Annotated in this window: 18 protein-coding genes; 10 read left to right on the top strand and 8 right to left on the bottom strand. The window is 39.5% G+C overall.

All coding sequences use genetic code 11. The features are described from left to right. Position 1: 1 nt before the first annotated feature. From EL260_RS17555 to EL260_RS17535, 5 genes are all read left to right on the top strand, one after another. Positions 2 to 1,162, top strand: a complete 1,161-nt coding sequence (locus tag EL260_RS17555; RefSeq protein WP_002978203.1) for an HlyD family secretion protein — start codon at positions 2 to 4, stop codon at positions 1,160 to 1,162. Positions 1,163 to 1,169: 7 nt separating this feature from the next. Beyond that, entirely contained in the window at positions 1,170 to 2,714 is a 1,545-nt protein-coding gene (locus EL260_RS17550; RefSeq protein ID WP_059333809.1) for an MFS transporter, read from the top strand. A gap of 113 nt (positions 2,715 to 2,827) precedes the next feature. Then, complete coding sequence (locus tag EL260_RS17545; protein WP_002978199.1) at positions 2,828 to 3,688, top strand: universal stress protein; 861 nt, start codon at positions 2,828 to 2,830, stop codon at positions 3,686 to 3,688. 10 nt (positions 3,689 to 3,698) lie between these two features. Further along, positions 3,699 to 4,529 carry a universal stress protein gene (locus EL260_RS17540; protein ID WP_002978197.1) on the top strand — a complete coding sequence of 277 codons (831 nt, stop codon included), beginning with the start codon at positions 3,699 to 3,701 and terminating at the stop codon, positions 4,527 to 4,529. An 11-nt stretch (positions 4,530 to 4,540) separates the two neighbouring features. After that, positions 4,541 to 5,365, top strand: a complete 825-nt coding sequence (locus EL260_RS17535; protein WP_059333837.1) for an RteC domain-containing protein — start codon at positions 4,541 to 4,543, stop codon at positions 5,363 to 5,365. Between the two features lie 4 nt (positions 5,366 to 5,369). On the opposite strand, the gene EL260_RS17530 is transcribed toward EL260_RS17535, so the two are convergent. After that, positions 5,370 to 10,793 carry an N-6 DNA methylase gene (locus EL260_RS17530; RefSeq protein WP_123856667.1) on the bottom strand — a complete coding sequence of 1,808 codons (5,424 nt, stop codon included), beginning with the start codon at positions 10,791 to 10,793 and terminating at the stop codon, positions 5,370 to 5,372. After that, entirely contained in the window at positions 10,780 to 11,217 is a 438-nt protein-coding gene (locus EL260_RS17525; protein WP_115169394.1) for a DUF1896 domain-containing protein, read from the bottom strand. The genes EL260_RS17530 and EL260_RS17525 overlap by 14 nt, the downstream gene beginning before the upstream one ends. A 165-nt stretch (positions 11,218 to 11,382) precedes the next feature. Here EL260_RS17525 and EL260_RS17520 point away from each other — a divergent pair, with 165 nt between their 5' ends. The 3 genes from EL260_RS17520 to EL260_RS17510 all read left to right on the top strand — a co-directional run bounded on the left by EL260_RS17520 (position 11,383) and on the right by EL260_RS17510 (position 13,237). Continuing rightward, entirely contained in the window at positions 11,383 to 12,204 is an 822-nt protein-coding gene (locus tag EL260_RS17520; protein ID WP_115169395.1) for an AraC family transcriptional regulator, read from the top strand. A 63-nt stretch (positions 12,205 to 12,267) separates the two neighbouring features. Next, positions 12,268 to 12,753 carry a VOC family protein gene (locus tag EL260_RS17515; protein WP_115169396.1) on the top strand — a complete coding sequence of 162 codons (486 nt, stop codon included), beginning with the start codon at positions 12,268 to 12,270 and terminating at the stop codon, positions 12,751 to 12,753. Positions 12,754 to 12,757: 4 nt separating this feature from the next. Next, positions 12,758 to 13,237, top strand: a complete 480-nt coding sequence (locus EL260_RS17510) for a DUF6265 family protein (protein WP_115169397.1) — start codon at positions 12,758 to 12,760, stop codon at positions 13,235 to 13,237. Positions 13,238 to 13,245: 8 nt separating this feature from the next. On the opposite strand, the gene EL260_RS17505 is transcribed toward EL260_RS17510, so the two are convergent. From EL260_RS17505 to EL260_RS17480, 6 genes are all read right to left on the bottom strand, one after another. Beyond that, the gene (locus EL260_RS17505) at positions 13,246 to 14,127 is read right to left on the bottom strand and encodes an ORF6N domain-containing protein (protein ID WP_115169398.1); all 882 of its coding nucleotides are present in this window, start codon (positions 14,125 to 14,127) and stop codon (positions 13,246 to 13,248) included. After that, positions 14,127 to 16,211, bottom strand: coding sequence for a type IA DNA topoisomerase (locus EL260_RS17500; protein WP_115169399.1), 2,085 nt, complete (start codon positions 16,209 to 16,211; stop codon positions 14,127 to 14,129). Before EL260_RS17500 ends, EL260_RS17505 begins: the two co-directional genes overlap by 1 nt. Positions 16,212 to 16,217: 6 nt before the next feature. Beyond that, positions 16,218 to 17,693, bottom strand: coding sequence for a DUF3945 domain-containing protein (locus EL260_RS17495; RefSeq protein ID WP_115169400.1), 1,476 nt, complete (start codon positions 17,691 to 17,693; stop codon positions 16,218 to 16,220). A gap of 98 nt (positions 17,694 to 17,791) precedes the next feature. Then, entirely contained in the window at positions 17,792 to 18,082 is a 291-nt protein-coding gene (locus EL260_RS17490; protein WP_074745793.1) for a helix-turn-helix domain-containing protein, read from the bottom strand. 26 nt (positions 18,083 to 18,108) lie between these two features. After that, positions 18,109 to 18,462 (bottom strand): helix-turn-helix domain-containing protein, encoded by a 354-nt coding sequence (locus EL260_RS17485; protein WP_115169401.1) that lies wholly within the window; start codon positions 18,460 to 18,462, stop codon positions 18,109 to 18,111. Between the two features lie 249 nt (positions 18,463 to 18,711). After that, positions 18,712 to 19,557, bottom strand: a complete 846-nt coding sequence (locus EL260_RS17480; protein ID WP_115169402.1) for an RteC domain-containing protein — start codon at positions 19,555 to 19,557, stop codon at positions 18,712 to 18,714. A 676-nt stretch (positions 19,558 to 20,233) separates the two neighbouring features. Here EL260_RS17480 and EL260_RS17475 point away from each other — a divergent pair. Beyond that, a complete protein-coding gene (locus tag EL260_RS17475) occupies positions 20,234 to 21,409 on the top strand; it encodes an autotransporter outer membrane beta-barrel domain-containing protein (protein WP_123856665.1) in 1,176 nt (391 codons plus the stop codon). A gap of 19 nt (positions 21,410 to 21,428) precedes the next feature. Continuing rightward, the gene (locus EL260_RS17470; protein WP_123856663.1) at positions 21,429 to 24,872 is read left to right on the top strand and encodes an RCC1 domain-containing protein; all 3,444 of its coding nucleotides are present in this window, start codon (positions 21,429 to 21,431) and stop codon (positions 24,870 to 24,872) included. Positions 24,873 to 25,155 lie beyond the last annotated feature (283 nt).

Here is a 25,155-nt window from a genome sequence, read left to right as displayed (position 1 = left end):
AATGTCAGAAAATATAGAAAACAACAATCAGGAAAACACACCGCAACCGACTGGACAATCTGCGGAAAAGCAAAAGGTAAACAAGCAGAAAACCAAACAAAAAAAGACCAAAATCATCAATATTTTGATAGTCATTTTGGTTTTGGGCGGACTTTATTTTGTGGTAAAATCCTATTTCAATGTCGGGAACGACAAATACACCAATGCCGCACAGGTAGAATCGTTCATCAACCCGATAAATACAAGGGTTTCGGCTTATATCACTGAAATCCGTTTTGTGGAACATCAATATGTGAAAAAAGGTGATACATTATTGATATTGGACGACCGTGAAATACAAACTCAATTAGGACAGGCAGAAGCTACTTATATGTCGGCTTTGGCTTCTAAAAACGCAACATCCAGTTCGGTAAAAACAGCGACCAACAATGTAAATACCGTTGGAGCAAATGTGCAGGCAGCAAAAGCGAATATAGAAGCTACGAAAGCAAGACTGTGGAATGCGGAACAGAATTTTAATCGTTACAAAAACCTCTTGGCAGACGAAGCAGTAACCCGTCAGCAATTTGACCAGATAAAGACTGATTTCGAGGCACAAAAAGCCCAGTTGGAAGCCCAGATTTCGCAATATCAATCCGTGATTAATTCTAAAACTACGAGCGAATTATCAGTAAACGAAGTACAATCGCGATTGGGAATGAACGATGCTGACATCAAACGAACGCAGAGTGCTTTGGATATGGCAAAACTGAACCTTTCTTATACCGTTATCACAGCTCCCCACGATGGCATTATGGGAAGAAGAACAGTCAATGTAGGGCAGTTGTTAAACCCAAGCCAACAGGTTGGAACTATCGTGGACATCAATAACATTTGGGTAACGGCTAATTACCGTGAAAAACAAATGGGCAACGTACAGATAGGCGGTTTGGCAAAAATACAGGTAGATGCACTGGGCGGTAAAGAATTTGAGGGAAAAATAACCGCTGTATCAGGTGCAACAGGTGCGAGATATGCCGCTGTTCCGGTGGATAACTCAACAGGAAATTTTGTGAAAGTGCAACAGCGTATTCCGGTACGTATTGAATTTACAGATAAGAATAAACCCGAAGACTTGAAATTGCTTCGTGCAGGAATGAATGTAGAAGTGAACTTAAAATAACAGGAAGATGTACAATAAAGGTCCATTTGCAAGCTGGGTTCCCAAACCTTTGATGCTGTTGCTGATTTTGACGATCTTATTCTCGATGATGACCGTTTCCGGAGTATATACAAGTGTCATTACGGATATTACGGGAGCAATGGCTACCTATACGGAATATATCTCGCTTGCCAATAACGCAGGTACAATTGGTATGGGCTGCGCCATAATGATACTGATGCGTGTCAAGATGCGTTTCCGTACCAAAGAAATCATTTCAGTGTCAGCTATTATCCTTGCTATATTATCATATATGTGCGGTACTACAGATAGTCCTGTTGTTCTGATAAGTTGCAGTTTTCTCATAGGTTTTTTCAAGATGTTTCCGCTGATAGAAATGGTATTACCCATTATGTTCATCATTGCTCCGACAGGAGACCGTGGAAAATTCTATGCTGTATTCTACCCCTTGTCCATTGGATTTGGGCAGCTTTCGGCTTATTATTTTTCTACAATGGTGTTCAATGGTAGCTGGCAGACACCTTATATGTTTATGTCCGCTACGATGCTTGTAATTGCGGCAGTATCGCTTATTTTTCAACATAACCAACGATTTGGTTTCAAAATGCCACTGTATCAGATAGACTGGCTGTCACTTGTTTTGATAGCAACCTCCTTTATGTCGCTTAATTACTTTTTTGTGTTTATGAAACAACAGGGGTGGTTTATTTCGCCTTACATTTCGGGTTCATTGATTATCGGAGTGGTTCTTTTTGTAGCATTGATATACAGGCAGAAATCGCTCAAACGAAAGATGATTGATTTCGGAGCATTTAAAAAGAAAAATGTTATCCACGCTACCATATTATTGTTCTTTCTCGGGCTATATCTGGCAAGCACATCGGTATATACACAATATACAGTTGGTGTATTAGGGTATAATAACCTGATTAACGCACATATCAATCTTTGGATGATACCCGGTATCGTCATTGCGGGAATATTGGCATTTTTCGGTTTTAAAAATAAATGGTACATCAAGTATTATATCGCTTTTGGATTTGTGTGTTTTGCTCTGCATACATTAAGTCTTTACCTGATTATACAACCGCAGATGGACATCCGCTACCTCGAATATGCGACGGTACTGAAAGGATTGGGAATGGGCATCCTGTTCATTGGGTTATGGTTTTACGCTACCCTCAACCTGCAAATGAATGAAATGATGGGAATAATGGTTATATTAATTGTGGTAAGGTCTTTTCTGGCTACCTCATTAGGCAGTGCAATTATCGGATGGGCAACTTATCAGTCACAGTGGCAAAGTCTGACCGACATTTCGATGTATCTCGATGCCGGGGAAATTCCGAACGGAATGGCAATATACCAAAACATCAGCCTCAATGCGTTAATGGCTTCCGGGAAAATCGTATTGGGAACATTAACCTGGCTGATTGTCCCTATACTGATATTTATTGCTACACATTCTTACGGAAGTTTCCACTACAAACGGGTGGTGCTGTTCCGCAAAGCGATACGGGGAAATTCAATCAAAGGTTATCGTTTATCTTAATACAAATTATTATGAAATGAAGCATAAGAAAATATTCATTTCCATACCCAAAACAATGAATATTTTCTTATGCGAAATTCCATCTGACCATTAAAAACAATAAAAATAAACAGATGAAAAAAATACTTTTTCTGACAGATTTTTCAGAAGTAGCAAAGAACGCATTTTTATATGCCCTATCGCTTGCAGATAATTTTAACTCGGAATTGCACATTCTGCATATTACACCTATTATTGAACCGAAGACGGACGAGGAACGCTATCGGGTACACCCTTTGGCACAGATGTTCAACGATTCGCTGGAAAATGATGAGTGGAACGAATTTAAGACAGAAGCAAAAAAATTGGAGCAGTTGGCTCATAACAACAATAAGCTTCACGTTCCCGTAGAGTTCCATTTTGAAAATGGCTATTTCCAAGATGTAATTGAGAGCCATATCGTAGAAAAATCAATTGACCTGATTGTAATGGGTACGTCGGGGAATAACACTATAGACAAAAAACTGTTCGGCTCGCACGCAGTAAGGCTGATTGACAGTGGTTTTGATATACCGATATTGGCAGTGCCTGCAAAAGCCGTTTTTACCTCTACGGGGGCGTTTGCCGTTGCGGTAATGCTCGTTGAAAATGAATGTGTCATTATCAGGCGGATTGCCACAAAACTCTCCCCGTCAGAGACACCTTTAAAATGTGTACACATAGTCGATACAGAAGAAAAAGCTATGGCTGCACAACAAAAGAAAGCACATTGGCTTACAAATTTTGAGGGTCTTGATGTTCAGGTGGATATTGTTATTGATACGGATATAGAAGACGGCTTGACAAAGTATGTAGAAGATAACTATATCAATATCCTAAGCATCATACATAGACAATTACCCTTTATGAAAAGATTGTTCAATATAAACCATAGTAAAAGGCTGCTACGTCTTTCTGAAACGGCAATGCTGATATATAATGTAGAAGATAAATAAAACATTTGTTATGGAAATAAAACCAAAAATTCTTTTGCCTGTTGATTTTTATTCAACATCAGACAATACTTTCTTATATGCAATAGCATTTGCAGAACAGTTCAATGCAGATGTTCATATACTAACCGTGTTGGAAGATACGGCTGAACCGGAACAAAACAATCAATTCAGAAAAGGGCTGAAAGAACGTGAAATAGAACTGTTCTATCAACAGATAAAAAGCTATAAGAATACTTCGGAAGTAAACCTTTCTTTCGGACTGACAAAGGAAAGTTTCACGGACGCAATCATTAACTATTTACAGAACAACGCGATAGATTTCCTGATAATCGGATATGACACCAACGGAATAAAATCCAATTCACAAATTAGGCAGGAAATATCAGAGAAGAATTATAAAGTCAATGTGCCGATTATTATCGTTCCGGAAAAAGCTACTTTCAGTATAGAAAACAATATCGCTTTCGATGTACGACTACATAGTGAAGAATGTGAATTATTGAAAAAGCTCGCCGTTGATTTCAACAAAAAAGGCAGGTTAGTGCATTGTATACATATAGCAGACTCCCAAAAATCGTTTAACGAGGCGGTAGCTAAAAAAGATGCTTGGCTGAATAAGATTAATCAGACCAACCTAAGTTTGGATATACTCTTATCCAAAAATATAATGAACGGGCTAAAGAAGATAATTGAGAAATATAATATTCAGGTGCTCACTATGATAAACAGTTCTGCTAATGAAATCCAGACCTTGCTAAGAACACAGGTGGAAGCCCTTACTGTGCTAAGTCCCAAAGCAGTTTATGTTTATATTTCTACTAATCAAAGAATTGATTTTTAAATGGTATTATGCTGGATAAATTTTATAATGAAACACTACATAAACTGGAAACGGCTATCAACGAATTGGAGATTGAAGCAGATAATTGCTCGATACAACGAGTTGAAGCCATAATTCAACTTATTATCCAAACCCTGTCCAAATTAAAGGAGTATGTTTTAAAACGAGGGTTTAAAAATACTGATGAGGAAATCCATTTTTTCAAACATCAGAAACCTGTCATTGTTTCAAAGCTGATTTATTACAATGCTATCTATAAAATAGAAAGCAAAAAGCCTTATGGTGCAAAGCGGATAAAGAAATTTCTTAACAAAGAATTGAAAAAACTCAAAAAATTCTTTGACAACAATATTGACTTTTACAAGTATTACCGTAGTGGCAATTCTTTTCTTGATGAAAATTTCTTTATTCGTGGAAAACACGATATAAGGATGTGGTTGGATACGTTTTATTTTGAGGCAGACCACCGTTTTTGCACTTCTCACGATTATAAGGTCGCCAAAATAATTGCCAATGACCTGATACAAGTTTATCTTGAAGACCAGCTAAATAGCAATCATAAAAAGGTATCTGATAGTTCTTCACTCCATTGGACAGGAAGTAAAACGGCATTGACCGAGTTGATTTATGCACTCTACGCACAAGGCGTATTCAACAACGGAAATACCGATATAAAATTGATTGCCAAAACATTTGAAACTGCCTTTAATATTGATTTGGGCGATTTCTATCATACATTTATGGAATTGAAAGCCCGAAAAATAAACCGTACCAAATTCCTCGACAGCCTGTGTGAAGCTCTGATAAAGAAAATGGACGAACAAGACGAGAGGTAATATTTTATAATACCCCTCGTGGCAGATGAACGCCTTTTGTCCGAATAATACTTTCTGAAATCTTTGGTGTTTCTTGCTTTTTTTCGGTTTGCTCCGCAGGTTCTTGTTTTTGTTCCGGTTCGATAGATAGTTGTATCTTACGCTCAACAGTCGCTAATTCCGTTTTGAGTTCACTCAATCGGTTTTCCTTTGACCACGTACCATTAACGACCTCCTGAAGTATCGGAATATCTTTTTGGAACTCGGCAATATTGTCCTGTTCTTTTTTAATAAACGACGGCAGTTTTTCCAATGCCCTTAAAAAATTTAAAGAGGCGGTTTCGGGGTCTTTTGCAATTACCCCGAAATTGTGGTTGTATTTAATGTTACCCTCTCCCTGTATGAAAAATCGGTTTACCCGAATATCTACGCCGTCTTTTTCCGACATTTCCGTTTTGACGATAAGCTGAAAGCCGTACAAGCTGCCAATTTCCTGATAATCCCCGCCTGTTCGGGCTTTTTCTGCAATTTCATTGAGCTTTGTACCGATTTGTTTTGCATTAGCGTTGGACGATAAGCCGTCTAACTGAACAGGGTTTAAAACTATGCCGTCCTGCCGTTTTTGTATGCGTTGTTGTAAATTATCCCAATCCGTTGTCATTCGGTTCAGGCGTGATTGAGCTGCGTTAAATTCTTCCTTATAGTTTTCCAATTTGGATTTAGCACTATACTTGGAACGGTTAAACGCTTGCTTTTCGCTTTCCAATCCGGCAATCTGTTTTTCAACCCTCGCTTTATCCAGCAGGTCAGTATTTCCCGACAGGATTGCCACATATTCCGAAAAGTTCATTCCTGATTTCTCGTTCATACTGCCCTCGTCAATGGTGCGTTTGCCGAGATTATTGGATTTTAATTGGTCGATAAAAAGCTGTTTGTTAAACAACAGGTTGAATTTATAGCTATCCAGCGATTTTTCAACGGCGTAAATAATGACATCTACTTTATTGTTGTTGAAGTGCTTGGCAATTTCATTGCCCTTGCGGACTGCCCGACCGTCACGCTGGGCAAGGTCGGACGGTCGCCACGGCGTATCTAAATGATGAACGGCAACAGCCCTTTTCTGTGCATTTACGCCTGTTCCGAGCATACTCGTTGAGCCGAACAGCACACGGATTGTACCGTCGTTCATTCCCTTGATAAGTGCCTTACGTTGCCTGTCTGTTTTGGCTTCCTGAATAAAACGGATTTCATTCGCAGGTATATTGTGGTCTTCCACGAGCTTGCGTTTGATTTCGGAGTACACATTCCATTCATTCGGTTTGTAAGTACCTAAATCCGAGAAAACGAATTGCGTTCCTTTTTGTGCGTGGTATTGGCTGTAATACTTGGCAATGTTTGCGGCACAATGCGAAGCTTTGTTATCGGGATGGTCTTCATATCTGCTACTTACCATACGCATGTCCAGCGACATTTTGCGGGCGTAGTCAGTTGCGATAAGCATCTTTGCTTTTTCTTCGCTTTGTGATAAAGGTTCTCTTCCTAATAAGGTAGCATTTCCTGTTTTGGCAAACTCCATTAGCTTTTTGATAAATTCTTCCTGGTCTGGAGTAGGCGGTATGTTATACAATACCTCGTTCTTATTGGGGCGGTCAATGCCTATATCTTTTGCCGTTCGGTAATCCGTGATTTCCGAGTAGAATTGTGCCAGCTCCGGCACTTTGATAAAGTATCGGAAACGTTCTTTTGCTACAATGTTGTTAGCAACAGAAAATTCATAATCGGTCGTTTTCCTTGCATAAATAGCTGCCCACGCATCAAAAGAATGAATGCCTTGTTTTTCCAATGCTCTTGGTCGCAGGTATTTGAACAGCAGATATAGTTCCGTCAATGAGTTGCTTATGGTCGTTCCCGAAAGGAAAGTTGCTCCCATATCCGCATTGATGCGTTCCTGAATGGTGCGGATAGCAAAAAGCAGGTTCAATGCCTTTTGGCTGCCGTCCACATTGCCCAAGCCGGCAACCCTTGTATGCCTTGTGTTGAACATCAGGTTTTTGAATTGGTGGCTTTCGTCCACAAACAAATGGTCTATGCCCATCATCTTAAAATCCACCACATCATCTTTGCGGTTTTCAATATCGTGTTGCAGGGTTTTGAGTTTGACTTCGAGGTTTTCTTTCCGCTTGATTACTCCGGCAAGCATACCTCTGGTAACTTCCTTGCCTTGCGATTGCAATGCATCGAGGTTTCGCTCTACGCTGTCCAATTCTAATTCGAGTATTTCCTTTTGTATTTCGGGCGATTGTGGTATCATTCCGAATTGGTCTTGTGTGAGGATTACACAATCCCAATCGTTATTTTTAATATCCCCGAAAATCCGTAGGCGTTTTTGAGGTGTAAAATCCTCTTTACCCGGAAATAGGATTTTAGCGTGTGGGTAAGCAGTGCGGTAGGCTTCGGCAATTTCGTGAACATTGCTTTTCAGCCCGATAATCATCGGTTTGTGTGCCAGTCCCAAACGCTTCATTTCCTGTGCAGCCGTACACATAACCAACGTTTTTCCTGCACCTACTTCGTGGTCGCAGATAGCACCGTTGTTCAGCTTTATCATCCAAACCGTGTCCTTTTGGCTGGAATACAAATCTTCAATGCCCAATGCCTTACGGTCTAAGCCCGGAAAGTCCTGATGGCTTCCGTCATAGTTCGGTCGGACGAAGCAGTTAAAAGTGTCGTTGTATTGGTCGGTCAGCCTGTTTTTAAACTCATCGTTTTGGGCGTGTAGCCACTCGGTAAAAGCGGTACGGATTTCGTCAATCTTGGTGTTCGCCATTTGTATGGCTTCCATATCCCGCACTTTGACCTCTTGGTCGTCAACCTTAATTTTCTTGGTAATATCAGGCGTGGTATTGACAAGGGCGTGTTTGAGCAGGGCAATCCCGTCAAACGTCCGGCTTTCTGCTTTGACAGCGTATTTTTCCCATATATGCAAATTCTTACGTTCGCACTTTACTGAAAAGTCATCAGAGCTTTCAGAGTAATGAACGAGTACATCCGTATCAAAAAGATGTGAAGCAAAACGGGCATAAATGCCAGTGGGTATCCAGCGTTCGCCGAGGTTAAAATCGAGTTCCTCAAATTCGATACGTCTTGGTCGGGCTTCTTCCAAAACCGTAAGGCTTGCTTTGGCTTCGATATCATCGGGATTGCGTTCGAGGTAGGTTCGTACCTCCTCGGCTTTCTCCACTACGTTGCCAGCAATCCAGCGTTCGGATATTTCATATTCCCGTTGTAGAGGATTGTAGAAAATACGACCGTGTAAAGCTGCTTTCAAAGCATCATCGGTCATACTGCTGATTTCGGACATATAGTCCAAATCCACGCTTCCGTATTTGTTCAGCGAAGCCGCTAATGCTTCTTCGGGATTGTCCGTTGCTATGGTTGCGGTAGAAAAACTTACAGGTCGGCTGAATATATCCGCCTTGTGGGTTACGCCACCAACAACACGCTCCAAATAAGGGATTTCCTTACCGGAACTATCCGTTTTAATGAGCTTGATATTATCGGCACTGTTGAGGTTGCCATATCTTTTAACAAAGGCATCGTATAAACGGTTAAGGTTTTCCCTTTCTTCCTTGTATTCAGTCTGATGCTGTGCCTCTTTGGTGTAAAGCTCTTGGTAAACATCACGCACCCCGATATACGCTTCGGCTCTTGCTTTCTGTGAGGTCGGTAACTGCAAGGGGTGGAATACTGCCGTACCGTCTGATGTATCTACATCTTGCAGATAACCCACCCAACCATTATCCACCACAATGCAATTGTTACGGTGGAACGATTGCAGTTTATCACTATACGGAGCAGGTTCGGGAATGGTATCGGGAACGGCTGGTTGAGCAGCTTGGCCATTCCCACCCAAACCTGAAAACAGGTCGCCGATAGCTTCCTGTTTTTTGCCGTTGGCTGATGTATTTCCATTAGTGGCTCTATTAGTAATAAGAGGTTTATAAGGTTGCTGCATCGAACTGAACAGGTCGGGCTGGCGACCTATTGTACCTCTTCTTTTTTTCGTGCTTTGTCTTTTGGTTGTTGTCGTTCTTTTGGGCGGAGCAAGAACCATTACAGGCTCGTCTATATTTTGAAACAGGTCAAAAATGCTTAGTTGCTTTAATTCCTGCGGGCTTTCCTGATGGATTACGGGCGTGGGTACAGGTTGCGGTTTTTGCTGAATGATTACAGGCTCAATAACTGGAGGTGTAACATTTGGTTCAACTGGAATTTGGATAACTGGCTCATCGTCCCGTTCGCCTTTGTATAAATTCAAATTCAGGTGCTTGCCAAAATCTTCGGAAAGCATTTGTTTGAGGTCTTTGGAAATCCCTTCAACGCCGCCTTTATGCGTATAGATTAGGGCAGGTTGCCCGTAAGGGTCGGTATCTAATTTACGGTCGGTATGCACAATTCTTGTGCTGTCCTGAAAGAGTGCATTGCCCGGTGTATTGTATTCTGTTTGGCTGCTTCGGCAAAACAGATCTTCCCTTTCGGTCAGATTTTGTTTTGCCGTATTTTTTTGCAGTATAATGAGGTCGCTTCCGACTTCCGTACCTGCATATTCCGTAAACAGGTTGTTGGGTAAGCGAACAGCCGAAACCAAATTATTATCCTGCATCAACGCCCTGCGTATGGGTTCATTCTTAGGACTATTCAGAATGCCCTGTGAAGTAATATAAGCCAGCAAACCGCCCTCACGGAGCATATCAGCACCTTTCAGGAAAAAGTAATTGTGTATGCTTCGGGCAGCCTGTACTTTTGCGCTATCCCTGTTTCGGGAATAGGAAAGGTCGAAAACGGAAGTATCGCCAAACGGTATATTGCTGGCAATAACATCATAGCTGTTTTGTTCCTTTTCAGGAATTTCCTCAAAACCACTTATACGGATATTGCTTTCGGGATAAAGCTGTTTTAAAATCTTGCCTGTGAGCAAATCCTTTTCATAGGCAGTAACACTGGCTTTTCGATTTTCTGAAATGGATTGTATGAATGAGCCGATACCTGCGGATGGTTCGAGGAATTTATCAATGTTCAGACCGCTTTCACGCAAGGTTACGGAAATCGCATCTATTACCTGTGGCGGTGTATAAAAAGCCGTCAGAACAGAGCTTTTCATACTATCCACATACCTGCGGTATTGCTTTTCGTCTTCTGAATTTTCTTTGAGTAACTGGTGGAGTTCCTGCGTAATCGGGAAAAGGTCGTGTTCTGTTTTTCTCCAATGATTGATGTCTATTTCGTTCGCTATGGGGTTCAACACGAATTTAAGACCACCAAATCCGCTGTATTGCATCATTAGCAGTCTTTCGCCTACGGTGGCTTGTCGTTTCTCCTTTTCCAGTTTAAAAGCAATTCGCAGGGCATCAATATTCAGTTGGAGATGTTGGCGTTTATTGAAGCCCATTTTCCTCTATCCAGATTGCGATGGTTCCGGTTATTTCGGTATAGAGCAGGTCAAACTCAGGACCGTTTGCGAAGTCATCGTTTAGTTCATAGCTGGAGAAAACAGGCTCACAAACAGGGAGCATTTTAAGTGCGAATGGTCGCAGTTCCTCGTCTGCCATTATGGTGTCAAACTCATTGCATACCACCTGAAAAATGGTGTCGAACCTGGAGAAGTGTAAGCCTTCAAACAGGATGTAGTTAGCGATCTCATCGCACTGGTCGATGGAGTTTCCTGAACGAAAAGCACCTTCATAAGCATTGGCAGCCCACGATGAACGTTGTTCTATAAACTTGTTGTCGTATGCCTTTTCAGGAAAACTGGCATACAGTAGTTCCCGTAGTCGTAATCTGAAATACGATAGGTCTTTTTGTTGTGTATCCATATAGAATTTTATTTAGAATTGTTACCTGAACCATAAATTTAGGGCCGATCGCAGAAGCGTTTATGGAAGTTGAATGGTTTGGCGTTGAATGGCAGGATTTTGCGTAATTAAAAATACAGGCGGATTAATTTATTAATTTTGCAATGATGTATAAACAATAACACAATGAACTATCAAACCTATCAACCAAGTGAAGACTTAACATCACTTATCAAATGTTATTGGACATTGGAAGTGCCTGCCGAATACAGTTCAGAAAAACAAAGGATTGTTCCTGACGGCTGTATGGAATTGATATTTATATTGGGAGATGACATAAAACGATATACTTCTGAAAATGAATTTATTATTCAGCCAAGAGCAATAGTCGTAGGGCAAATCACCGAACCATTCATTATCCAGCCTTTCGGTTATGTTCACTGTTTTGCAACTCGTTTTTATCCTTATGGAGTTGCCAACTTTATAAAAACACCTCTTAAAAATTTAGAAAACAAAGAAACACCAATAGCTGAACTTTTCGGGCAATCAACAGCCAATGAACTGGAGCAAAAAATCATTCACGCAACCGACACACAACAAAGAATTGAGATAATCGAAACTTTTCTATTCGACAAACTCAACGAAAAATCTACAATTGACAGTATTGTAAAATCAACCGTTAACACGCTTATTGCAACGAGCGGAAGTTCGCCAATCAAAGCTATCTTAAAAGAAGACTTATCGAAACGCAGACAGCTCGAAAGGAAATTTTTGAAACAAATCGGAATGAGCCCAAAACAGTTAGGAAAGGTTGTCAGATTGCAAACCGCCTTAAAACTACTGCTCAACCAAAAGACGGGAACATTTACCGAAATTGCTTACGAAAGCGAGTATTATGACCAAAACCATTTCATTAAAGACTTCAAAGAATTTACGGGTATAACGCCAAAAGAGTTTCTTGGAAAAGAACAAATGATTTTATCTTCTCTTTTTTACACGAACGATTAGTGTGTCGTATTTTTACTATTTCGTGAGTTTCACGCAATTTAACTTTGCATTAAAATTCATAAGATGAAAAGGATTATAGCAAGTGTTGTAATGCTGATTGCAATTGGCTTTTTGGCTTGCAACGACACAAAAAACAAAGAAGAAAAAGCAGAAAATATACAAACTAAAAAAGTAAATGATATGAACAACTTAATTTCAATTGTAGAAATTTCGGTAACAGACTTTGCAAGAGCAGTAAAATTTTATCAAACTGTTTTAGGCATTGCTATTGAAGAAATGGAAATGGACGGAAATCAAATGGGTGTTTTACCGAACGACGAAGGTACGGTAAACGTGGTTTTGGTAAAAGGTAACGATTACAAACCAACAACAGACGGTGCTGTTCTCTATCTCAATGCAGGTAACGACTTGCAACCAATGCTTGACAAAGTTGCACAAAATGGCGGACAAGTAATCGTTCCAAAAACTGAAATCAGTCCTGAAATGGGCTACTTCGCTTTATTCATTGACACGGAAGGAAACAAATTGGGACTACATTCAGCACAGTAAAACGATGAAGACAGGAACAAAACTATTTATCGCTGTTATCGGTTTGCTCTTGATTTGTGCTTGGACTATAAAACAGACAGATGACATCAAAAAAACACAATGGCTTATCGGAACTTGGGAGAACAAGACCCTGAAAGGTACTATTTACGAAACGTGGAAAAAAATAAGCGACAATGAACTTTCAGGAATGAGCTATATCGTAAAAGACAAAGACACCATTGTTTTTGAAACCATACGATTGGTGCAAGAGCAAGAAGTGCTGTTTTATATTCCGACAGTCAAAAATCAGAATGATGGTTTACCTGTACGTTTTACAGCCAAACTCATTTCGGAAAATCAAATGATATTTGAAAATCTGCAACACGACTTTCCGCAAATCATTTCTTATACCAACACTGACACGAACACTTTAGTAGCTGAAATATCAGGAACTAAAAACGAACAGGAGCGTAAGCAAACTTTTTCAATGAAGCGAGTGAAATAAAGTAAATTTTATTGGTTATTTAAGATTTGTAGCATCCTGCCAATCTCAATATCTATTCTTGAAAAGGCAAACCATTTTTTGCCCAGGTCTTTGAGTGATGCCCCGATGTGGTAAAGTTCTGTATGGTCAATAATCAGAAATCGGTCATGAGCATCAGATAAGAGCTCAATTTCAATAGCAGGATATTGGCTGTTGTAGCGTTGCAGATCAAGATGTAATTGGTTACTGATATTTTTAGTATAAATCTTTACAGTTACTGATTGCTCACGCTTCCCAAGCAATGTGAGGACTGTATCGTCAACATAATTATCAATGAGTATAATTGAAATTTTGGCACTTCGGATAATATCAGAAATAAAGGTATAAGCGTCAAATATTTGTCCATCATAGAAAATACCTTTTTCGCTATGGAGTTTATCGCTTTCCAAAGCCTTAAAGATTTCCTCAAATTTCTGGTCGGCTTCTAACTGCTTCAATTCAATCTTATCCAAACGATGAAATAAAGAAGCGTTGCTGATAAGCATTCGTCGCATTTCTACAAAGGCTTCCATAATTTCAACACTGACTTTAACCGCTATATCTGAACGGAGTATGGCAGAAGCCATTGCAACCCCTTGTTCAGTAAAAACATAGGGCAAATACCGTCTTCCACCGTAGCTTAAACTTGAGGTTCCAATTTGGAACCTCAAGTTTTCAACTTCCTCTTCGGTCAGTTGAAAGCAAAAAGAAACGGGAAACCTTTCAATATTTCTTTTTACTGCTTTGTTGAGGTTCTTTGTTTCCACTTGATATAAGGAAGCGAGGTCGCTATCCAGCATCACTTGCTTTCCACGTATGGAATAAATCAGATTTCTGATTTCCTTTGTGCTAATGGTAGGCTTATTTTCCATTACTTTTTGTAGCTTTTATTTTTGGCAAACTCGAAAGAGGTTTTGCAATCCTCATTCAACACGATATAAGCATCGAATTTCTTTCCGGCTTTGCTTTTCATTCCTTTGATAAGTGAAGTTTTCTTTTTATTGACAAGGTTTTCAATATCGGCTAAGCCGATTTGTACGCCACACACATTGCGGAACTGTAACCAATTACAAACTTCATCAGGACACTTCACTATTTTATCACGGATAATGAGTTGTTGGCTTTTGCATTTCGGGCAAACCAATTTAGGCAGGTTGTTTTGTGCAATGGAAGTTTGTAACAATTCATTGGTAATAGATGAGGCGTAAGTTTCCATTTCTTTTTGAAATGCCTCTGCATCTGCTTCGTTATTTTCGATTTTTTGCAAAGCCAATTCCCATTCGGCGGTCATTGCCACATCCGCAATTTTACGATCTTTGACCAATTCGTACACCTGCAATCCCTTTTCGGTAGGGATTAGGGATTTTTTTTCTCGTTGGATATAGTTGCGGGTAAACAGGGTTTCTATTATTGCGGATCTGGTAGCCGGAGTACCAATACCGATGTTTTGTAAAACCTTGCGTTCATCTTCATTTTCGATTTCCTTTCCGGCAGTTTCCATAGCCGACAAAAGTCCTGCTTCAGTATAAAGCCCTGGTGGTTTGGTTTTCTTTTCCAAAACGGAGGCTTCTTTTATTTTTAGTTCATCGCCTTTTTTCAGTTCGGGCAAATCCTGTACAGGTTCGGTATTATCATCTGAAAAACTACCTTTGATGGAACGCCAGCCTGCTTCTATAACCTTACAACCCTTTACTGTAAAATCATAATGCAACGCTTGTAAACCTACATCGGTTATCTCTTTGATACAGGCTTGTGAAAGGGCTTCGAGCAATCGAAAGGCAATCATATCATAAACGGAGTTTTCCTTTGCGTTCAGGGCTGATGGGATTTTATCAGTAATCAATAATCCGTGGTGGTCGGTAACACGCAAATCGTTTACAATACGTTTATTGAACCGTCCCCATTTCAATTTCCCTACGGCTTGCTTGCAGGTTTCGCTGTCCTGCAAAGCCCTTACGAGGTTGGGGATTTCTGCCCACATATCTTCAGGAATGTACTTGCTTCCGGTGCGTGGGTATGTGATAAACTTCCTTTCGTAAAGGCTTTGGGCAATATTGAGCGTTTCTTCCGCAGAAAGGTTCAGCTTTTTGTTGGCTTCTTTTTGCAAGCCAGTAAGGTCGAACAATAGAGGCGGTTGCTCTGTAATGCTTTTGGTTTCCACCGATGTAACCGTTGCCGTTTTACTTCGCTGAATGGCTTTCAGCGTATCATCGGCAAGTTTTTGGTCTTCCCATTTGGTTTTGGAAAGGCTTTTAAAATCTATCAGTTCTTTGTTGTGCGATAACTGTATCTGCCAGTATTTCTTTACCGAGAAATTTTTGTTTTCCAAATAGCGTTTGCATATCAAAGCCAGTGTAGGCGTTTGCACTCTTCCGAGCGAATAAATGCCATTTCCTGCGGCTATGCTCAACGCCTGTGTAGCATTGATGCCCACGAGCCAATCGGCACGGCTTCTGCCTTGTGCCGCCTGGTACAATCCATCAAACTGTTTTCCATCTTTGAGGTTATCAAACCCTTGCTTAATGGCTTTTTCGGTAAGCGAACTAATCCAAAGCCGTTCAAAAGGCTTGTTGCATTTCAGGTATTCATAAATGTACCTGAAAATGAGTTCGCCCTCACGTCCCGCATCGGTGGCTACAATGATGCTGTTACTACGGTTAAAAAGCTGTTCGATGACTTTCAGTTGCTTTAATGCACCCGTATCCGCTGTATAACCTTTGTCTTTTTTCACTTTCCGGACGGTCAGCAAAAACGGGTTTGGGAGCATTGGCAATGATGCTTTATCAAATCCCGAAACCCCGTAATCTTCGGGCATTCCCAATCCTATCAAATGACCGAATGCCCACGTAACAAAATAGCCGTTACCTGTCAGGTAGCCGTCCTTTTTATTGGATGCTCCCACAAGTCCGGCTATTTCCCTTGCTACGATTGGTTTTTCTGCAATGATTGTTTTCATACTTGATTACCTTTTTACGCCTTTGGATTTTGCAGGAGCTTTCGGCTTTTCCTGTTGTTCCTGCTGTTGTTTGTTTTTCGGTCTTTGTTGCCCCGACTTCAAAGGCTCTTTGATGTTTTTGGTCGCTTCGTTGGTTTTGCCCTCTGAATTGACGGCAGTTTGTGTTTTATGGGCTTCGATAGGTTTTGCCTGTGCCTTAACTTGGCTTGGAAAGGCAAAATCAGTTTTTCCGGTTTCTTTGTTGAAAGTGATATAACCCTGATACGGTTGTCCTTTCTTATCTTTCAATCCGTCAATGTAAACGGTTTGCCCGGCTTTGAAATCCTTATGCTGCTCATCGGTCAGTTCTTTGCCCCTGAATGTTTTTGGAGCTTCCTGCGGCTGGCTTTGCTGATTGCTTTGTCCGTTGTTTTGAGTTTGCCCATTGCTTTGGGTCTGCCTGTTGGAGTTATTGCGGTCAAACAGGAACTCAACATAACGCTTGTCTGCATTGAACTGTACCGTTGCCGAAAACTCCGTTCCTTTGGTGGAAATCATACCCTCTAACTTTAGTGGTTTACCCTCCATTAAAGTTTGCTTTTGCTCATCGTTCAGTTTCACGCCTTTAATTTCATCGGGAATTTTTATGAAATCCGTCCGCAACGCAATTACATCATTTGTCAGCCTGTCTATACTGATAATCGACGGCATCAGTTCGCCCGTTTTGGTGTTGGTCAGGTTAACTACACGCCCCATATTGCCTGTTTCGAGCAGGTTTTTTTTGTCCTCATCCGTAAACTTGTGTCCGAAAAATTCAAAATGCAAGTTGGGTTCTTTTTTGATGCCGTGTATTCCTACTACAACTTTTCCGTCTTCGGCTTGCTGTAAAGACAGGCGGGCATCCGTGCGGAGAATAGTACCACCGAGGTTAACACCAATCGGTAAGAGTTCATTAGTTTTATAACCTTTCAATAAAGGTTCAAGCAGGTTTCTCTTTTCAAGATATTCCTTACTTAATCCGAGATTGTTCATTGTGTCCCAATCAATCTGCTCCGGCTTGTAGCGGTATTCGCTCGCTTCCGGTGTTGTTTGTGTTGTTGCCATATTATTTTGATTTTCTTGTTTTTTATCCTGTTGCGGTTCTGTTTTTACTTCGTGTTCTTTCATCACTTTTTCTCCTTCGGGAGTGGGCTTATCAACCTGCTTTTGCATTTCCTGTGCTTTTTCAACTGCGACAGGTGCAGGCACTTTGAAGAATGAAAAATTGGTAGGGTTCTTTAACTGGCTGAAAAAATTGGAGAAGAAATTGGAAAAGAAATCGCCACTTTTGTCCACACGCATAAACTGGTTTTGGTTTTTCTTCGTGGGTTCAACGGTTTCCATTTTCCCGTTCTCGTCAATACTCTTTACGGCTTGGATTTTCATTTTTTCTTTATCCAGCACCAATAATATGTCCGATAATTGTTCAGGCATTTCCTGCTTATTTGTTGTTTCTTCGCTCATAATCTGAAAAATTTAAAGTTTACCGCCGAATGTAAATTAAGCGTTGGCTGTATTGCCCAATGTGGCACTCAAAGGCAGTCTTTGTCTTTCATTGGCGTTCATTTTGAGGGTGGGTTAAAACTCTCTCTAATGAACTGATGTACATCGGATAGCTTGTAATACAATTTTCCGCTTATGGTATAATAGGGTAGTTTGCCAATGGAGCGATACCGTTGCAGGGAGCGGTTGCTGATTTTAAGCATTTGAAGCAAATCCTGATTATCCAGCAATTCCTCGCCGTCTATGCTGTTGCGTTTCTTTTGCAGTTCATCTATATTGTCGCCCAGCATATCCAAGCGACCCATTAAGCGTTCCATCCACGCCAAAAATTCCATTCTGTCAATATTCATAGGGATATACTTTTAAGGGTTCATACCTATTTTTTATCTGTCTTTAGCTTTCTGCCTTTTTCGATATAGCTTTTGCCTTTTGCCATAAGCTCCTGCACAAATTCATCACTGCTCTGTATGGCATTGGCATTGAGCATATCCTTAATTGCTCCTATGGTGTAGAAATACTGACCGTAGATTTTTGAATAAGCAATCTCGCCTTTGGTTCGCATACGCCATAAGGTCTTTTCGCTGATGTGTAGGTATTGGCATACCTCGTGGTTATTGAGCCACAGGTCATCATAGCTGGTATCGCCCAATCTTTTCAAGTAGTCGGCAATGGCATTGATACGGCTGTTTAGCTGTTGCCACGCTTCTTCTTCAATTGTTATAATTTTCATTGCACAGCTTTTAAATGTTCACTATGCAAAATTGTTAAAGGTGGCAGTGTTTGTCTGCCAATCCTTGCCAATTGGTTTGGCGGTTTTTTAAAAATTTTTACAATTAGGCAAACCCCTTGTTTAATAAGGGGTTCAGGGCATTTTGAGTATTTTGTAACAGGAATTTGCCAACATTTGCCAATTGGCAGATATGGGCAAAAAAAAGCAGTACATATTGTGTACTGCTTTGAAATCACTGTATTGAAACAGTTAAAGGTCTTTATCCATATATTCTTCGAGGGATATTTTGAGCTGGTCTAAAAATGCCGTTCGGGAGCCTGCCCTTGTTTTCATTCGGTGGAAAGAGTGATGTATATCGTTTAAGGGAGTTCGGAATAGCACTTGAAAAATCAATGCTAATTTTCGGATGCCTATTTTTCCGTATGCAATGGAATTTGAAGCATACAGGGCGTATATCAGTTCGATAAGTGCATTTTGAGAATTTGTCCACGAAATATCCTTGTTTGCTTCTCCATTTAATAAAATTAAATCTGGATTTTCTTTGGGGCTGATTTTAGTAAGCATATAAATATAAAGTAATTCGTTCGCTATAATATAGGCTATCTTGTTATCATAATATGTTGAAAAACTAAGGTCAATTTCAAATACACCACTCTTTAATCCATCGTGGTAATTGATTTGTCCGAGCCTGAAATAAGTATGGTCACGGTCTGTCCTGACTGCACGGTAATATCTGTAAAAATCCTCATTGCAAATCCTTTCTTTATATTCTGATTTGAGGGCTTTTAATTGGTTCTCATAATAGCTTTGATGTATTTTACCATTGCTTACAGGGCAGGTAGTTTCGATGCGGAAGACTTTGTTATAGTAAATGAGCTTCCCTAAGATTTGTGGTTTAATGTTCTTGAAAAAGTCAATTTCTTGCTGCTCATTTGTAAATCCATCCTGTATGACTTGGGCTTTTATATTGAACAACATTTCCTTTAGGAACAGGGTCATTTGATAAGCCTCTTCCGCCGTTGGCATCATTTGAGAAGAAAATTTCTCTTCCTGATGATGAATTTGCGCTAATATTTTATTCAACACGATTTTCATAGCATAGCCGTTTAGAAGTTCTCACTATTTGATTCGGAGTTGCATCTATTGTTGATATGCCAAAATTTGGGAATAATATTGAAACCAATATCACAGTTTTCCCCCAATGGGGAGATTTTATTGATATTGCAAGTAGAAAGGAAAGGACGAAATAAAGGGTAAAACACTAATGCACTTTACTCTTTATTTTTTATATTTGCAGTATTGATTTACAAGGTAATCAAATGAGAGCAAGTGCAGTAAGCACCATTACTAAATCGTTACCGATAGAGTTTCCCACTCTTGTAAACTACTCTTTATTAGCCGCTTTGGGCTAAATTAATCTTTTTTTTTAAAAAACTAAAAACAAAACCTGAAAATTAATTATATCATGAAAATGAACAAGACTATATTGTATTTATCCTTACAAATACATCAACACTTATTTCCTACAATTTAAATCAGCAGTAAATCCTCAGAATTCAGGTTCTATCAATGTTTGGGGATGTTTATGTTGTATCAGGTATAATGTACTTCTACTTATTTAACGAAAATACCTTTTAATCAATGAATACACATTGATTAAAATTCATATATCTCCTTTATCCAACAGAAGGAAAGATGGGGAGCGACAAGCGGATTATTTTAAAAATCAAAAAAATATAATTTAATATTAAACCAATTAATTTTTACTATTATGACAAAAAAACTACTAATCATGGCCTTTGCGGGCTTATCCAGTACGATGGCTTATGCAGCTGATTTGTATGTGAGAAATGGAGGAACAGGGGGAGCTTATTCTACTGTAAGTGCGGCTATCACTGCAGCTTCTGATGGGGACAGAATCATCATTCAACCCAAAACGAATGGAACGGCCTACGTAGAGAACCTGACCATCAACAAATCATTAACTTTTATTTCTGAAACTAATTATAACAAATATTTTATTCAGGGAACGATTACCATCAATCCCGCTGCTGGGAGAGTGGTAACCATCAGCAATTTAAGTTCTGGGGACTATTCCATTTATAGCTTAGTGGCAAGCGGGCCTACTACCGGTGGAAGAACTACGATAAACCTTTACAATTGTTATTTAAATAAGGTAATTACCAATCAAGCCAATACAACTACTAATATTTCTGGTTCTAGCGTGCTGGGGGAAATTAGTTTTTCTCATGGTAGAGTTACTGCTAATAAAGCACAGTCTATTTATGCTAATTCTACGGTAGCAGATACCAGTCTTGCAACATCGGATATTGAAGTGTATGGCAATGCTGCAAGTTTTGGGGTATCACATTCACAATCAAACTATAATTTTAAGTTTTACAATAATTTTTGCCGTGGCGTTTTTGTTTATGCTATTAAAACAGGCAGTAACAACGAGATTATTAATAACACTATCTATGATCCTTATGGTGGTGATATAGCACCGTTTTCCATCAACTTAAATAATGGAAACACTGGGAATATTTCTATTATGAATAATGCCGCTTCTTTTGTCGTAGGAGCAACCAATGTGTGTATTAGCAATAACAATAATGCGACAGTGACAGCAAGTTACAACGTATTTACAAATCCATTTGTGACACAGGGAGCAATGACTCAAAGCAATAATTCAGGAGGAGTTAATATGAATTTCAGCGAGACAGCATTCACTGTAACAGGGATGAATGTAAATGCTGGAAATCCTGATATAAACTACACTGACTTAGATTTAACAAGAAATGACGCAGGTCACTACGGTGGTTCAAACAGTTGGATTAATTATTGGCCGACAGATAGCGGAGCTAAACCTCAGGTAAACTATTTACTAACTCCGCGAACAATCAGTGGTGGTACATTAAATATCAGTGGATCTGGTTTTTCTAAATAATGACTAATGGTATAACAATATGAAGAATTATATCTATAGTATAATCGCTTTGCTTATGGCCGTGTTGTGTCCTGCACAAGTGTTCGTAAGTCAAGCTGAATATTTTTGGGACACAGATCCGGGAACCGGAAACGGCATTGCTGTTTTGGCTTCTGACGGGAGCTTCAATAGTGCTTTCGAACAACTAACCAAAACAGGAATTACTACACCCGGTAATGGTTTACATAAATTCTCTATCCGTATCAAAGATAATACGGGAGTTTGGGGTCCTGTTTTTACGAATGTTATTAATGTTCAGCAAAATACAACATCTACAATACTAGCACTTTCTCAGGCTGAGTATTTTTGGGATACCGATCCTGGAGCCGGAAATGGTACTCCGGTATTGGCTGCTGATGGAAGTTTTGACAGTGCTTTCGAGCAATTAACCAAAACAGGAATTACTACACCAGGTAATGGTTTACATAAATTATCTGTTCGTATTAAAGATAATACGGGAGTTTGGGGGCCTGTTTTTACGAATGTTATTAATGTTCAGCAAAATCCAACATCCACCATACTAGCCCTTTCTCAGGCTGAATATTTTTGGGATACCGATCCGGGAGCTGGAAATGGTACTCCGGTCTTAGCAGCTGATGGAAATTTTGACAGTACATATGAACAACTGGTTAAAACAGGAATTGCTTTACCAGCGAATGGGTTACACGTATTTAATATCCGTATCAAAGATAATACCGGAGTTTGGGGTCCTGTTTTTAAAAATGTTATTAATATAGAAACTCCAACAACTCCTTCAGGATGTTGGCAGAATCTTAGTGTGGGGGATGGATTTTCTGCAGGAATAAAAGCAGATGGAACCTTATGGATTTGGGGTAGCAATGATTCTGGACAAATAGGAAACGGAACGACAACTGATAGAAATACACCAATCCTAATAGGAACTGCAACAGATTGGAAAAGTGTTAGTATTGGCTTTAGCCACACCATAGCACTAAAAACAGATGGTACATTATGGGCTTGGGGTAGAAATGATTATGGGCAACTGGGAGATGGAACAACCATTAATAAAAATATGCCTGTCCAAATAGGAACTGCATCAGATTGGAAAAGTATCCATGTTTCATTCAATCAGACATTTGCTATAAAAGCAGATGGAACACTCTGGAGTTGGGGGTATAATCATTATGGGCAGCTAGGTGATGGGACTACTAATAATAAGCTTGTGCCAGCTCAAATAGGGACAGCTACTAATTGGAAAACGGTAGAACCAGGTTCGCTACATACTTTTGCTATAAAAACAGATGGAACACTTTGGGGATGGGGATATAATTATTATGGAGAATTAGGAGATGGAACTCAAGTCAGTAGATTGTCTCCAGTTCAAATCGGAACAGCAACGGATTGGAAAAGTGCTGTTGCTGGTAGCTACCATTCAATCGCATTAAAAGCAAATGGGGCATTATGGGCTTGGGGAAGTAATACTTTTGGTGAGTTAGGTGACGGAACTATCATTAATAAAAATTTACCTGTACAAATAGGAACGGAAACAAACTGGAACAATATATCTGCTGGAAACGGTGTTACATTTGCCACAAAAACAAATGGAACATTATGGTCATGGGGTAACAATTCCAAAGGGTTATTAGGTAATGGTACAACTGGAAGTATTAATACTAAGCTACCTACACAAGTAGGATCATCATCAGACAATATGCAGAGTTTTGTGGGAGAGAATCATGTTCTTGTAAAGACTATTGACGGGTCTTTAAAAGTGTGTGGACAAAATATGTATGGACAGTTAGGTAATGGAAATAATAATAATACAAATTCGTTTGTTTCTATTGGTTGTCCTTCAATTTGCCTTCCTCCAACACAATTTTCAGCAACGAATATTACTTCTTCGACGGCTACTATTAGCTGGACAGGATCAACGCCAGCTCCTACTGGAGGTTATTCTTATCTTTATAGTACGAATTCAGTGCTTGGAGGAATAGAGGGGAATACTTCTACCACAACAGCTAATTTGGCAAATCTATTACCAAACAACACGTATTATTGGTGGGTAGCTTCTAATTGTGTAGCCGGTCAGTTTAATTGGATACCAGCAGGTTCATTTAATACACTTCCTACTACTGAAACAGGTTGTTGGGAAAGCGTGAGTGCCGGTAATTATCATTCCGTAGGTCTCAAAACAGACGGAACATTATGGACTTGGGGAAAAAATGGTGCTGGACAGCTAGGAGACGGAACTACAAACACCAGAATTACCCCAAAACAAATTGGAACCGGAAATAACTGGATGAAAATAGCAGCAGGATATGCACATACTGTAGCCATTAAAAAAGATGGAACATTATGGAGTTGGGGATATAATTCAGCTGGACAGATAGGTGATGGAACTACAGCTGATAAAATGATTCCAACACAAATCGGAACAGCAACTGACTGGGCAGATATTTCCACTGGAGATGGGTATACATTCGCTATAAAATCGAATGGAACCCTTTGGGCTTGGGGACTTAACACATCTGGTCAGCTAGGTGATGGAACAAAAATAAACAAAACTATTCCCATACAGATTGGAACAGCAAATGATTGGAAAACCGTTGCTGCTATAGTATATCATACTATTGCCATTAAAAAAGATGGAACACTGTGGGCGTGGGGAAGTAATATGAACGGACAACTGGGAGACGGAACTAAAACGGAAAAACTTATTCCAACAAAAGTCGGAACGGCTACAAACTGGCAAAATGCTTCTGGTGGAGTTTCTCATACTATTGCCATTAAAACAGATGGTACACTTTGGGCCTGGGGAGATAATTCCTCCGGACAATTAGGTGATGGAACTACAACAGGTAAATTGAATCCAACGCAAGTGGGAACATCAACAGATTGGCAGAGTGTGGAGGGTGACTATTATGGCTCTTCTACAGGAATAAAAACAGATGGTACTCTTTGGAGTTGGGGATATAATACCTTTGGCCATTTAGGTGATGGTACAAAAGTTCCAAAATATATTCCTACAAAAATAGGAACTGCTACTGATAGAAAGATTGTTTCAGCAAATGTGTTTAACAAACTTGTGATAAGCACTAATGGATTTTTATCAGGATGTGGTTTTAATGATTATGGTCAGATAGGAGATGGAATAACAGTTAACAGAACAATTTTTGTACCTGTTGCTTGTCCTACAAGCAGTCTAGCCGTTGTAGAAGTTTCAACAAAAGCTGATCAGCTGAAAGTCTATCCGAATCCGGTACAGGATATTCTGACAGTCTCTCTTGATCAAAAGATTCTTTTGGTAACGGTTTACAATGCCGCAGGGCAGTTGATTCTTACAAAAGCAATCAATGATACTAAGGGAACAATTGATTTGTCTGCTTTACCATCAGGAGTATATATGGTGAAAGTAAATGCAGCCAATGACTTTGTAAAAACAGTAAAAGTTATCAAACGATAAGCATTAAACTTAAAGTAACAACTCAGATTTCTTTAACTATGAAATCTTTCAAAATAGCGCCACTTATCTTTAAGTGGCGCTATTCTTTTAATATTTTGTTGTTAATTTTTTAATCTACATTCCTGATATTTAGTAATATTATTCTTCATTTACTATTTGAAGATTCATAATAAAAATATACTTTTGCAATTCACAATATAAAATTGTAACAGATAATATTGTGGATTTAAAAAACTAATAAACTAAGCGTGAAAATTAATTAAACCATGAACTACACTATATT

This window comes from Chryseobacterium nakagawai (assembly GCF_900637665.1).
In the GTDB taxonomy this organism is placed as follows: Bacteria; Bacteroidota; Bacteroidia; order Flavobacteriales; family Weeksellaceae; genus Chryseobacterium; species Chryseobacterium nakagawai.
The sequence above is the reverse complement of the archived record's forward strand: the minus strand, read 5'-3'. Positions and strand labels throughout refer to the sequence as shown.